12 protein-coding genes, 1 pseudogene and 1 riboswitch are annotated in these 12523 nt (G+C 61.5%); of the genes and pseudogenes, 6 read left to right on the top strand and 7 right to left on the bottom strand.

Annotated elements, in window-relative coordinates; translation table 11 throughout:
* Positions 1 to 184 precede the first annotated feature (184 nt).
* A riboswitch (TPP riboswitch) is annotated at positions 185 to 280 on the top strand.
* Between the two features lie 34 nt (positions 281 to 314).
* The 3 genes from thiC to H9532_RS11100 all read left to right on the top strand — a co-directional run bounded on the left by thiC (position 315) and on the right by H9532_RS11100 (position 2487).
* Complete coding sequence (gene thiC / locus H9532_RS11110) at positions 315 to 1703, top strand: phosphomethylpyrimidine synthase ThiC (protein WP_296368436.1); 1389 nt, start codon at positions 315 to 317, stop codon at positions 1701 to 1703.
* A 116-nt stretch (positions 1704 to 1819) separates the two neighbouring features.
* On the top strand, positions 1820 to 2089 hold the full coding sequence (locus H9532_RS11105; RefSeq protein ID WP_296368435.1) for a type II toxin-antitoxin system prevent-host-death family antitoxin: 270 nt from the start codon (positions 1820 to 1822) through the stop codon (positions 2087 to 2089).
* Positions 2086 to 2487 (top strand): type II toxin-antitoxin system VapC family toxin, encoded by a 402-nt coding sequence (locus tag H9532_RS11100; RefSeq protein WP_296368433.1) that lies wholly within the window; start codon positions 2086 to 2088, stop codon positions 2485 to 2487. The genes H9532_RS11105 and H9532_RS11100 overlap by 4 nt, the downstream gene beginning before the upstream one ends.
* Here the strand turns inward: H9532_RS11100 and H9532_RS11095 are convergent.
* A pseudogene (locus H9532_RS11095) lies at positions 2487 to 2780 on the bottom strand (transketolase C-terminal domain-containing protein); the annotation flags it as partial. The gene H9532_RS11100 and the pseudogene H9532_RS11095 sit on opposite strands and share 1 nt — an antisense overlap.
* A 152-nt stretch (positions 2781 to 2932) precedes the next feature.
* Positions 2933 to 3091: a type II toxin-antitoxin system prevent-host-death family antitoxin gene (locus tag H9532_RS11090; protein ID WP_296368431.1), complete on the bottom strand. Its 159-nt coding sequence runs from the start codon at positions 3089 to 3091 to the stop codon at positions 2933 to 2935.
* On the opposite strand from H9532_RS11090, the gene H9532_RS11085 reads away from it, so the two are divergent.
* Positions 3063 to 3281, top strand: a complete 219-nt coding sequence (locus tag H9532_RS11085) for a phosphomethylpyrimidine synthase ThiC (RefSeq protein ID WP_296368429.1) — start codon at positions 3063 to 3065, stop codon at positions 3279 to 3281. The genes H9532_RS11090 and H9532_RS11085 overlap by 29 nt on opposite strands.
* Here the strand turns inward: H9532_RS11085 and H9532_RS11080 are convergent.
* From H9532_RS11080 to acpP, 4 genes are all read right to left on the bottom strand, one after another.
* Entirely contained in the window at positions 3271 to 3753 is a 483-nt protein-coding gene (locus H9532_RS11080) for an ureidoglycolate lyase (RefSeq protein WP_366664565.1), read from the bottom strand. The genes H9532_RS11085 and H9532_RS11080 overlap by 11 nt on opposite strands.
* 77 nt (positions 3754 to 3830) lie before the next feature.
* Positions 3831 to 5846, bottom strand: coding sequence for a transketolase (gene tkt / locus H9532_RS11075; RefSeq protein ID WP_296368424.1), 2016 nt, complete (start codon positions 5844 to 5846; stop codon positions 3831 to 3833).
* Between the two features lie 57 nt (positions 5847 to 5903).
* Positions 5904 to 7151 carry a beta-ketoacyl-ACP synthase II gene (gene fabF / locus H9532_RS11070; RefSeq protein WP_296368422.1) on the bottom strand — a complete coding sequence of 416 codons (1248 nt, stop codon included), beginning with the start codon at positions 7149 to 7151 and terminating at the stop codon, positions 5904 to 5906.
* A 7-nt stretch (positions 7152 to 7158) separates the two neighbouring features.
* Positions 7159 to 7401 carry an acyl carrier protein gene (gene acpP / locus H9532_RS11065; RefSeq protein ID WP_010312348.1) on the bottom strand — a complete coding sequence of 81 codons (243 nt, stop codon included), beginning with the start codon at positions 7399 to 7401 and terminating at the stop codon, positions 7159 to 7161.
* Positions 7402 to 7530: 129 nt separating this feature from the next.
* Here acpP and psaC point away from each other — a divergent pair, with 129 nt between their 5' ends.
* Positions 7531 to 7776, top strand: coding sequence for a photosystem I iron-sulfur center protein PsaC (gene psaC, locus H9532_RS11060; RefSeq protein ID WP_006850103.1), 246 nt, complete (start codon positions 7531 to 7533; stop codon positions 7774 to 7776).
* 67 nt (positions 7777 to 7843) lie between these two features.
* A complete protein-coding gene (gene glmS, locus H9532_RS11055) occupies positions 7844 to 9736 on the top strand; it encodes a glutamine--fructose-6-phosphate transaminase (isomerizing) (RefSeq protein WP_296368475.1) in 1893 nt (630 codons plus the stop codon).
* Positions 9737 to 10109: 373 nt separating this feature from the next.
* Here the strand turns inward: glmS and H9532_RS11050 are convergent, their stop codons facing one another.
* On the bottom strand, positions 10110 to 12281 hold the full coding sequence (locus H9532_RS11050; RefSeq protein ID WP_296368399.1) for an Ig-like domain-containing protein: 2172 nt from the start codon (positions 12279 to 12281) through the stop codon (positions 10110 to 10112).
* Positions 12282 to 12523: the final 242 nt, after the last annotated feature.

Raw genomic sequence — 12523 nt, 5'->3', positions numbered from 1 at the left:
CAAAGGTAGGCCTGAGATGCGCGGCAGACTCAAGCAGCTGCTGGCCTAAAGCCCGGCTGAGTGTTGGGGGATTCAGGCGCAGCAGATTGGTGCTCAGGTCACGGAAGGGCTGTCCTCTGATCCTGGCAGGGATGGTTCCGAAGGCCGGCTTGGGCTTGCCAGTGCATCGAGCTTGCTAGCTTGGACAAGTCACTAGGGGTGCCCCTGCACTGGGGCTGAGATCACACCCTCCGAACCTGATCCGGGTGATGCCGGCGCAGGGAAGTGAGAAGCGACGCTCAGGCAGCTCCCCGCCTTTTCTGCCAAAGCCCGTCATGCGTAGCGCCTGGATCGAGAAGCGCCAAGGCCAAGCCAACGTGAGCCAGATGCACTACGCCCGCCAGGGGGTGGTGACCGAGGAAATGGCCCATGTGGCCAAGCGGGAAAACCTGCCCGAATCGCTGGTGATGGAGGAGGTGGCGCGGGGCCGCATGATCATCCCGGCCAACATCAATCACCCCAACCTGGAGCCGATGGGGATCGGCATCGCCTCCAAGTGCAAGGTGAACGCCAACATCGGTGCCTCTCCCAATGCCAGTGATGTGAGCGAAGAGCTGAAGAAGCTCGAGCTGGCCGTGAAGTATGGCGCCGACACCGTGATGGATCTCTCCACCGGTGGCGTGAACCTCGATGAGGTGCGCACGGCGATCATCAACGCCTCGCCAGTGCCGATCGGCACGGTGCCTGTGTATCAGGCGCTGGAGAGCGTGCACGGTTCGATCGAAAAGCTCTCGGAAGACGACTTCCTGCACATCATCGAGAAGCACTGCCAGCAGGGCGTTGATTACCAAACCATCCACGCCGGTTTGCTGATCGAGCACCTGCCCAAGGTGAAGGGCCGCCTCACCGGCATCGTGAGCCGCGGTGGCGGCATCCTGGCCCAATGGATGCTCTACCACCACAAGCAGAACCCGCTCTACACGCGCTTCGACGACATCTGCGAGATCTTCAAGCGCTACGACTGCACCTTCTCCCTGGGTGATTCACTGCGTCCCGGTTGTCTGCACGACGCCTCCGATGAAGCGCAGCTGGCCGAGCTGAAAACTTTGGGTGAGCTCACCCGCCGCGCCTGGAAGCACGACGTGCAGGTGATGGTGGAGGGCCCGGGCCATGTGCCGATGGACCAGATCGAGTTCAATGTGCGCAAGCAGATGGAAGAGTGTGCTGAGGCACCTTTCTATGTGCTGGGTCCACTGGTGACCGATATCGCCCCTGGCTACGACCACATCACCAGCGCTATCGGTGCGGCGATGGCTGGTTGGTATGGAACGGCGATGCTCTGCTATGTGACCCCTAAAGAGCACCTGGGCCTCCCTAACCCCGAGGACGTGCGCAACGGCCTGATCGCTTACAAGATTGCCGCCCACGCCGCCGACATCGCCCGTCACCGCCCGGGTGCCCGCGATCGCGACGATGAGCTGAGCCGCGCCCGTTACGCCTTTGATTGGAACAAGCAGTTTGATCTGAGCCTTGATCCTGAGCGAGCCCGGGAATATCATGACGAAACTCTGCCGGCCGACATTTACAAGCAGGCCGAGTTTTGCTCGATGTGCGGACCCAAGCACTGCCCGATGCAGACCAAGATCACCGAGGAAGATCTGGCTGATCTGGAGAAGGTTCTCGAGGAGCAGAAAGCTGGTCAGGCTGCGCCGGTCTCTGTCTGAGGCTTCAAGCTCCTGAACGCATGTGCGTAGCCCGGGGTGCCCCGGGCATTTTTGTAGGCAACTGTTCTGACTTAGTTCATGACTAGACTAACTCTGCTCGGTCTTCCCTGGGTCCTATGCGGTTGGTGAATGTGCATCAGGCCAAAACCCACCTCTCGCGCCTCATCGACGAGGCCCATGCCGGCGAGACCATCGTGCTCGCGAAAGCGGGTAAACCCTGGGCTCGGCTGATGCCGTTGGAGGCGACTGCGCCTAACAGAATCCCCGGTCGCCTGCGTCGTTGGGGGCCGCTGTCACAGCCTGATCTGCTGTTGGAACCCATGGCGGCCGATGAGTTGGCAGCCTGGCATGGGAGTTCCTTGTGGCCTGAATGCTCCCAGCCATGAGCACCAACGGCGATGGCTACCTACTGGATAGCCATGTGCTCCTTTGGTGGTGGTTCGATCCTGACCGTCTCTCCGAGGCGGCGCGATTGCCGTTGCGCGACCCCACCACCACGATTCGCGTGAGTGCGGCCACGGTGTGGGAGCTCAGCCTGAAGCATCACCAAGGCAAGCTCCCGGAACTGGACAACGTGATCCAGGATCTGCCGTCCTTGCTGCAGGCCGATGGATTTCAGCCGTTCCCCATCTCCATCGCCCACGGCTTGAGAGCCGGTGGTTACAGCCAGCTCCACCGCGATCCGTTTGATCGCATGCTGGCTGCCCAGGCGGAGCTGGAAGGCCTAGTGCTGATCACAGCTGATGCACAGCTGGCCAACTTCCCCTGCCCAATCCTTTGGTGAGTGAAGCCGAACTTTCCCAGCAGCAGGGGGCCGGGGGCGGAGGCGCCGATGCGGTCGATCGATACGCTGTCGCCGTCGAAGCCGGTTTACTTGTGCCAGCCAAAGCTGCTGGAGGCTTCCACCACCAGGCGCTTGCGGTAGGCAGCGGGCATCGACACCACACGCACGTTCTTGTCTTCGGCGCGCAGCTGAGCGGCGGCCTTGGTGCAGAGCTTGAGCTCGGTGCCGGTGCCGATCAGGATGATCTCAGGGGCGCCGATGCTGTCTTCAAGGATGTAGCCACCCTTGGCCATCGCCTTCAGCCTTTCCCCAGCAGTTGATCCACAGCCACCTGGTAGTGGCTGGCTGCTTGGCAGAGCGTCCGGTCGAAACTGGCTAGACAACTGCTCCACCGCATGCAGAGAGCCTTGCATGGGTTGCTGGGTGGTGGCGCTGAGGAACGCCATCAGACCGAAAAACCCCGGCGGGTGATCTCCACCTCTTCGCCCGACTCCACGGCGTTTAGCAGGTCCGAGAGGTGGGCTTTCGCCTGCGCCCCGTTGTTGCCGGTTTCTTCGCATTCGCCGTAGCCCGTTATGCGCAGCGCCTGGATCGAGAAGCGCAAAGGCCAAGCTAATATTTCGCAGATGCACGATGCCCGTCATGGTGCCTGCGATCGCGACGATGAACTCAGCCGTGTCCGCTACGCCTTCGACTGGAACAAGCAGTTCGAGCTGAGCCTGGACCCCGAAGAAGATCTGGCGTGTCTGGAGAAGGTGCTCGAGGAGCAGAAAGCAGCAGTGGTTACAGGCTGATCTCAGCCTTTTGCCCTGGGAGCAGCGGCAGGGTGAATCGGTCTGTGGAGTTGGTGTCGCGCAGTTCCAAATTGCAGAACACCAGCTCCGCTGGACTTTCAAAGAGCGGTCCCGCATGCCAGGTGCCCCGGTGCAGCTTCAGGATGCAGTGGGGCGGCACCGTAAATGCCTGGATCTCAGTTGTGGCATCGATCGGTTGCTCTGCTGCATGACTGGCGCGTGCCACGGCGATTTGCCATGGGTAGGGGTCCATCACGCCCAGGCATTGCGTGACCTGACGGTGGGCTGCGAGTTCCATCACCCGCAGCTCTTTTGCTGCTAACCGCATCAGATAAAGCCGAGGCAGGCCTTGGTTGAAATCCAGTTCGGCATCACCCAGTTGCCAGTCGCAACCATCATCTTCGGGCCAAATCACCTGCCCGTAAGGTGCGAAGGCTTCACGGGTCAGTGTGGCGGCTGTGAGCTGAATCACGGGATGACAAGCGAACGCATCGGCATTAAAAAAGCCCCGACAGCGTCGGGGCTGTTGCAGTTTGAACTCCTTGCAGATCAGCCCAGGGCCTTGGCCTTAGCCACCACGTTGTCGACGGTGAAGCCGAACTTCTCCATCAGCACGGGGCCAGGGGCAGAAGCACCGAAGCGGTCGATGGACACGGTGTCGCCTTCGAAACCGGTGTACTTGTGCCAGCCGAAGCTGCTGGAGGCTTCCACCACCAGGCGCTTGCGGCAGGCGGCGGGCAGGACGCTCTCGCGGTAGGCAGCGTCTTGCTCTTCGAACAGGTCGACGCAGGGCATGGAGACCACACGCACGTTCTTGCCTTCGGCGCGCAGCTGGGCGGCGGCCTTGGTGCAGAGCTCGAGCTCGGTGCCGGTGCCGATCAGGATTAGATCAGGGGCACCGTTGCTGTCTTCCAGGATGTAGCCACCCTTGGCCACGTGGTCAGCGTTGGAGTTGGCCTGGTTGGCCATCGCCTGACGGCTGAGGAACATCACGGTGGGGCGATGGCGGTTGGCCACGGCCACCTTGTAGGCACCGCTGGTTTCGTTGCCGTCGCCAGGACGGATCACCAGCATGTTCGGGATCGAGCGCAGGCTGGCCAGGGTCTCGATTGGCTGGTGGGTGGGGCCGTCCTCGCCTAGACCGATGGAATCGTGGGTGAGTACGTAGATCACGCCCAGCTCGCTTAGGGCCGAGAGGCGCATGGCGCCGAGCATGTAGCCAGCGAACACGCAGAAGGTGCCGCCGTAGGGCACCAGGCCGCTGCCGTGATAGGCGAGGCCATTGAGGATGGCGCCCATGGCGTGCTCGCGCACACCGAAGTGGAGGTAGCGGTTGGCTTCAGCGCCCTTCTGGAAACCACCCTCGCCCTTGATGTCGGTGAGGTTGGAGTGGGTGAGGTCGGCGGAACCGCCGATCAGCTCGGGCAGCTTGGGGCCGATGGCGTTGAGGCAGTTGTAGGAGTGCTGGCGGGTGGCCAGGCCCTTGTCGTCGGCGCTGTAGCTGGGGAGGCCTGCATCCCAGCCCTGGGGCAGCTCACCGCGCAGCTGACGCTCGAACTGAGCGGCTTCGGTGGGGTACTTGGCGCGGTAGTCGGCCAGGGTGGCGTTCCAGGCGGCTTCGGCGGCGGCGCCGCGCTCGATCGCCTGGCGCCACTGGTTGTAGGACTCCTGGGGAACTTCGAATTCGCCGTACTCCCAGCCCAGGTTCTTGCGGGTGAGGGCGGCTTCATCAGCGCCGAGGGCGGCACCGTGCACACCAGCGGTGTTGGCTTTGTTGGGGGAGCCGTAGCCGATGGTGGTGGTCACCTTGATCATCGAGGGACGATCCGTGACAGCCTTGGCTTCCTCGATGGCCTTGGCGATGGCTGCCAGGTCGGTGTTGCCGTCCTGCACGTGGACGGTGTGCCAGCCGTAGGCCTCGTAGCGCTTCAGCACATCCTCGGTGAAGGAAACGTTGGTGTTTCCGTCGATGGTGATGTGGTTGTCGTCGTAGAGGGCGATCAGCTTGCCCAGGCCCAGGTGGCCGGCCAGGGAGGCGGCCTCACCGCTCACACCTTCCTGGTGGCAACCGTCGCCCATGATCACGTAAGTGGTGTGATCAACGAGCGTGCAATCGGGCTTGTTGAACTTGGCGGCCAGATGGGCTTCGGCCATCGCCAGACCCACGGCGTTGGCAATGCCCTGACCCAGAGGGCCGGTGGTCACTTCCACGCCGGCGGTCTCGAAGGTTTCGGGGTGACCGGGGGTCTTGGAGCCCCACTGGCGGAACTGCTTGATGTCCTCGATGGTCACCGAGTCGTAACCGCTCAGGTGCAGCAGCGCGTAGAGCAGCATGCAACCGTGGCCGGCCGACAGCACGAAGCGGTCGCGGTTGAACCACTTCGGGTTCTTGGGGTTGTGCTTCAGGAACTTGTCCCAGAGCGTGTAGGCCATGGGAGCGCAACCCATGGGCAGACCGGGGTGGCCGGAGTTGCTCTTGTTGATCGCGTCCACCGCCAGGAAGCGGATGCTGTTGACGCAGAGGGAGTCGACGGACTGGTTTCCAGCGACGGGAGCGGCGACCATGGGATTACGGGTAAGGAGAAGTGTGAGGAGCGGATAAACCGCGGTGAGCTGTGGAGGTCAGCTCATCCGGCGGAACGCCAGACAAACGTTGTGGCCGCCGAATCCAAAGGAGTTGGACAGCACCACATCCAGTTTGTGTTCCCGGGCTTGATTGGGAACGACATCCAGATCACAGGCGGGATCCGGATTTTGGTAGTTGATGGTAGGCGGCACCAGGTTGTGACCCATCGCCAGAACGGCAGCTACAGCTTCAATGCCGCCGCTGCCCCCCAGCAGGTGACCGGTCATCGATTTGGTGGAACTCACCGGTATCTGCAGCGCGCGCTCCCCAAGGGAGGCCTTGATGGCCGAGGTTTCGTTGAGATCGTTGGCAGGGGTGCTGGTGCCATGCGCATTCACGTAATCCACAGCATCCGCCTCGAGCCGTGCATCGCGCAGCGCCAGGCGCATCGCTTCGGCACCACCCACACCACCGGGAGAGGGGGAGGTGATGTGGTGGGCATCACAGGTCATGCCGTAACCCACGATTTCAGCGAGGATCTCAGCGCCACGAGCCTGAGCGTGTTCCAGGCTTTCGAGCACCAGCACACCGGCGCCCTCGCCGATCACAAAGCCATCGCGCTCCGCATCAAAGGGGCGGCTGGCGGTGGCGGGGTCGTCGTTGCGGAACGACAGGGCCTTGGCGCTGGCGAACCCAGCCACACCCAGAGGGGTGATCGCTGATTCGGCGCCACCGCACACCATCGCGTCGGCATGGCCGACCTGGATCAGGCGGAAGGCATCGCCGATGGCGTTGGAGCCGGCGGCACAGGCGGTGGCCACGGCTGTGCTGGGCCCCTTTGCGCCAACCGCGATCGCCGTCAGGCCCGTGGCCATGTTCGGGATCATCATCGGCACGGTGAACGGGCTCACCCGCGACGGACCCTTGTCGGCCAGCACGTGGGCTTGGGTCTCCATCATCAAGAGGCCGCCCACGCCGGAGCCGATGGCGGTGCCGACGCGATGGGCGTTGCTGTCATCGATGGTGAGGCCGGCATGGGCCACGGCCTGCTTGGCCGCCACCACGCCGAACTGGCAGAACCGGTCCCAGCGCTTGGCCTCCTTGGGCTCGATGTAGGCGGAGGGATCGAAATCCTTCACCTCAGCGGCAAAACGGCAGGCATGAGCTGAGGGATCGAACAGGGTGATGCCTGCCACCCCGTTGCGTCCCGTGCTCAGGCCTTCCCAGTAGGAAGCAACAGTGTTGCCGATCGGTGTGACCGCGCCGAGACCGGTGACGACGACGCGGCGGAGACCCTCCACCATCAGTTCCTCAGGCCTGCTTGTCCTGGATGTACTTCACGGCGTCGCCCACGGTGGCGATGCCTTCAGCGGCCTCGTCGGGAATCTCGATGTCGAAGGCTTCTTCCAGCGCCATCACCAGCTCAACGGTGTCGAGCGAGTCAGCGCCCAGATCGTTCTGGAAGTTGGATTCAGGCTTCACTTCGCCGGCGTCGACGCTCAGCTGCTCGACAACGATCGAGCGGACTTTCTCGAAGATCGCTTCCTGGGACATGGCCGGTGTGGCGGACGCCGCATCCTACGGGGCCATCTGAAACGGCCACTCGGCTTATGAACAAGGGTGACGGAGAATCAGGAGCTGCCGCTCAGCGTGGGTACCTTGGGCGTCGCGTCCCGAGGCGACATGTCCCACGCCGTCAAGATCTACGACACCTGCATCGGTTGCACTCAGTGCGTGCGGGCTTGCCCCCTCGATGTGCTCGAGATGGTGCCCTGGGATGGCTGCAAGGCCGGCCAGATCGCTTCCTCGCCCCGCACTGAAGATTGCGTGGGCTGCAAGCGCTGCGAAACCGCATGCCCCACCGACTTCCTCTCGATCCGCGTGTATCTGGGCGACGAAACCACCCGTTCGATGGGCCTGGCCTACTGAGGCTCTCGGCTTCTTCCCATAAGCTCAAGCTCGGCCCATGCCGGGCTTTTTTGTTGTAGGCAGCGCTATGTGCGGCATCGTTGCGGTGATCGGTTCGCGCGAAGCAGCCCCCCTGCTGCTGGAGGGGTTGCGCCAGCTGGAATACCGCGGCTACGACTCGGCCGGCATCGCCACGGTGAACGGTGATCGGCAGCTGAGCTGTCTGCGGGCCGAGGGCAAGTTGGTGAACCTCACCCAGCGTTTTGACGCGTCTGGCGCCCCCGGCCACTGCGGCATCGGCCATACCCGCTGGGCCACGCACGGCAAGCCAGAGGAACGCAACGCCCACCCGCATCTGGACGGCCCCGGCCGGGTGGCGGTGGTGCAGAACGGGATCATCGAGAACTACCGCACGTTGCGGGAGGAGCTGCAGGCAGAAGGGGTGGTGTTTCGCTCCGACACCGACACCGAAGTGATTCCCCACCTCCTGAGCCGTGAACTGGCTCGGCTGGTGGCGGCCGGTGGCACGGCCAGTGGGGCGCTGCTGCTGCAGGCGGTGCAGGCCGTGTTGCCACGGTTGCATGGGGCTTATGCCTTGGCGGTGGTGTGGGCGGAGTTGCCTGGCGCCCTGGTGGTGGCCCGCAAGGCCGCGCCGCTGCTGATCGGCCTTGGCGAGGGTGAGTTCCTCTGCGCTAGCGACACACCGGCGCTGGCGGGGTTCACCCGCACGATCCTGCCGATGGAAGACGGCGAGGTGGCGCTGCTCACCCCACTGGGAATCGAGCTCTATGACGCGGCTGGTGATCGTGTGCAGCGCACGCCGAGCCTGCTGAGCGGCACCGAGCACGTGGCGGACAAGCGCAGCTTCCGCCACTTCATGCTCAAGGAGATCCATGAGCAACCGGAAACGGCGGCGCTGTGGGTGGCGCGGCACCTGCCGGAGAGCGGCCGCCTGGTGGCGTTGCCGTTGGATGAGCGTGTGTATGAGGGTGTGGAGCGGATCCAGATCCTGGCCTGCGGCACCAGCCGCCATGCGGCTCAGGTGGGGGCGTATCTGCTGGAGCAGCTGGCGGGGATTCCGACCAGCGTGTTTTACGCCAGTGAATTCCGCTATGCGCCGCCGCCGCTGGGGCCGAACACGCTCACGATCGGTGTGACTCAGTCGGGCGAAACGGCTGACACGCTGGCGGCGCTGGCGATGGAGCAGGAGCGGCGCCGTGCGGTGGCTGATCCGGCCTATGCGCCACGCCTGCTGGGGATCACCAATCGCCCCGAGAGCTCCCTGGGCCGGCTGGTGGATCAGATCCTCGATATCGGCGCCGGCATCGAGGTGGGCGTGGCCGCCACCAAGACCTTCCTGGGTCAGCTGTTGGCGTTCTACGGATTGGCGCTGGCCTTTGCTGAACGCCGCGGCGGCGGAGCCACGGGCCACGGGCCCGAGCAGCTACGTGAGCTGGCAGCGGGCCTGCGGGCGCTGCCGGAGCAACTGCGGGCACTGGTCGACGATCACGACCGCCGCTGTGAGCAGCTGGCGCATCTGTTCGCCGACACCCAAGACGTGATCTTCCTGGGCCGGGGCATCAACTACCCGATTGCCTTGGAGGGGGCGCTGAAGCTGAAGGAGATCAGCTACATCCACGCCGAGGGCTATCCGGCGGGCGAGATGAAGCACGGCCCGATCGCCTTGCTCGATGCGCGGGTGCCGGTGGTGTCGATCGCGGTGCCAGGCACGGTGTTCGACAAGGTGCTCAGCAACGCCCAGGAGGCCAAGGCGCGCGATGCGCAATTGATCGGCGTGGCGCCGGAGTGCGCCGATGCGGAGCTGTTCGACACGCTGCTGCCGGTGCCCACGGTGGATGAGCTGCTCAGCCCGCTGCTCACGGTGATCCCCATGCAGCTGCTGAGCTATCACATCGCCGCCCACCGGGGGCTGGATGTGGATCAGCCGCGCAACCTGGCCAAGAGTGTCACGGTGGAGTGAGGGCAGCGCTGTTTGAGTTGTCAATGCTCCAGTGCTGGTGAATCAGTTGCAGCAGATCTTCTGGGATGGTGCCCAGGCGGGTGAGGTCGACGAGGTCGGCCGGAGGCCATAGCGGCACCAGGCGATTTCATGCTTGTTTGTACGGGTTTCGGTGGTGCTGATCAGTTCAACGATCCAGGTCCTGCCTGGACGGTTGGTTTTGATGTGCTCTGGCGCCTCCTTCTTTGAGGCGACCCCGTCTCCCACGGCCTTCAAGGCGTATTCGCCTATCCGTTTGATCGGAGGTCCGCATCCTCGTGGCCGTCGAGCGCCCAGAGTTTCATCTGGGCGCCGTCATGACCCATCGGCCCCGCGTTGACCTGTAGGGAATAAGTTAAATAAATTGGAAGCTCTCTAGGCCGATTTTGGGTTTGTCCTCAAAAGTCGCAAAGATACCGCCATCTCCCAGGCCGGGCTTGTTGCCATTCTCGTTGTAACACAGGAAGCCGGTCTGCCTGTTATAAATAAAGTCGGCATCGCTCTTTGCTGTTTTATTGAACATTTTGGAATTCTTCGCGACCTTGAGTTTGTCAAGGGCTCCGGGGAAAGAGGTGAGGTCAATGTGGATTTTGTTGTTTGCTGTAGGATCAAAGTTGGTAATTCGATCGGCGTTTTTCTTCCCAAACCCCGTCGCACTCGAAACGACGACAGCGTCGCCCCAGTCGAGAACCTTCATCTCGAAAGCGGCCCAGTCAGCCCAGGCTCCAGACTCCAGCTGCTCTTCAATGACATAGAGAAATGAATTGGATCCCCTTTCGTAATCGTTGCTAGGGCTTTTGGCTGCCGCCCCGGCTTCTGTGAGGATCACTTCGATCCGACTATCTTCCACACGGCCAAATTGGAAATACCCGTCCCGGGTTGTTGTGTTATGCCCGGACTTGAACCGAAGCTTGGTTGGTAAATAACTGCCGTTGACCGCAGCTACAACGGAGGCTGTGGGCTGATTTTCGTAATAAGCGCCGGAATAGATGTCGGGCGACTGAGTCGTAAAATCTAGTGCCGTTCCGGTGTTGCTGGTTCCGGTGAAGAAATTGCCACTGGCGTCTTGGAACGCAAGCGAGTCGATTTCAATGCCATAGCTTGTTGAGTAGTTAAGCCGGGCGCTCGGATTGATAACAACGGTGGCTTCGTTAATGGTTGTCATCGTTGCATCAGAGCTATTAATCTCGCTAATGACTCTATTCGTTTTCCTGTCTCTGATCGTGATTTTCCCTCCTCCGGCTACGACAGGCTCGGAAAACTGCAGCGTGATTATGGGGCTGATGCCTACGTCGATGCTGTCTTCTGATGGGCTAGCGCTGGTTAGCGAAGGCGCTGTCATGTCAACCGTTGAAAAGACGAGGGACGTATGATCGGCAACGCCAGGAAAGCTTCCGCCCTGCGCGTATGCAAAAGCGGATGCATCAATTTCAATGTTGTAATTCTCTCCTTCTTCCAAGGGGGCTAAGGGTTGGATGGTGATCTTGCTTAATCCCTGTATTGGTGTGAAATTAACTGTGCGATCATTCACGCCTCCATTCAGTGTTCCATCGCTGCTTCCCGGCGTATAGTCTGGATTTGTTGCGTAGTACAGGTACCAGTCGTCAGCAACGGGCCCTGTGCTAGTCAGCCCATAGGTGTTGCCTTCGGCAGTCATGATCCAATTGTTGCTGATCTCTAGCGCCCAGTCCTTGTTGCTCTTGCTTGTTTCGCTAGCTCCGATCGCGGCCGCTATAGACGGAACGAGATCATTCTGGAGAAGTGCAACCATGTTGTACTGGTAGTCTGAAACCGTTGTCTTCGTGGCAACGTTTTCCATCACCCTTGAGCTGGTGATGTCAATCGAGTCAATTAGTGAATTGTCGCTAGTCTTGTAGATGCGGATTGATCCTGCCTTGGGAATGACGGGCTCCGAGAAGGCAATGGAAATGGAGCCGGTGGGTTGGATGGGTGCTGGGTCTGTGCTGGCCCCAAGCTGATGGAGCCAAGAGTGCTGCTTGTTTGGGTTGATTGGCAGTGCTGGACTGCTGACGCCTTTGCTATTTGTGAGGGTCCAGGTTGATTCTCCGTCGTGTTGTCGACCAAGAACTTCGCTGGAGCAGTAGACGGCAGCCCCCGTGAACTCCTCCCACAATGCCAGCGCGCTGATCTGGGCGCCAAATTCACATGCCCACAGCGATATGGTTTCAACCTTCCAGCGCGCTAGTTGTTCTCGTGTTCGCAAAAGATCTTGTTGATCGATCACAACACCGTCCACCAGTAGCCTTCCTGGCTTGCCATGGCTCACCCAGTGAAGCGATTGGATGGCTGCTCCAGATTTCCGATATCTTTCCAGCTCCTGGCTCACCACTGTGATCGGACAACTGTCTCCGTCGAGCCAGAGTATTGGTGCGATTGCATCAGCAAGGAGTTCGCGGATATGCGGACAGCTGAAATCTGCAACGATCAACGAAACCATGGGATGAAGGATCGGGTTTGCTTCCGCAGAACCGGTGCTGGGCTGCAGATCCAGTACTGGGCTCTTCATGTTTCTATACAAGGCTTGTGGTATCCATCGTAGACAGGCTGAATTCAGTTTGCCACCGACGAATGCCAGCCATCTGCGAGAGCCTGAGCCAATCACACCGACTGGATGCGCGGTCGGTCGGAACGCACCGACGCCCTGTTTTTCGGCATTTCCACATAAAGCCGCATCCCGCTAGGTCTGCGTGTCTCGCAGGGCTGATTCAAAGTGTGTCACAGGCACTCTTGCCGGGGTTGCGCGCATGG

This window comes from Vulcanococcus sp. Clear-D1 (genome assembly GCF_014654725.1).
Classification (GTDB): domain Bacteria; phylum Cyanobacteriota; class Cyanobacteriia; order PCC-6307; family Cyanobiaceae; genus Vulcanococcus.
The sequence above is the reverse complement of the archived record's forward strand: the minus strand, read 5'-3'. Positions and strand labels throughout refer to the sequence as shown.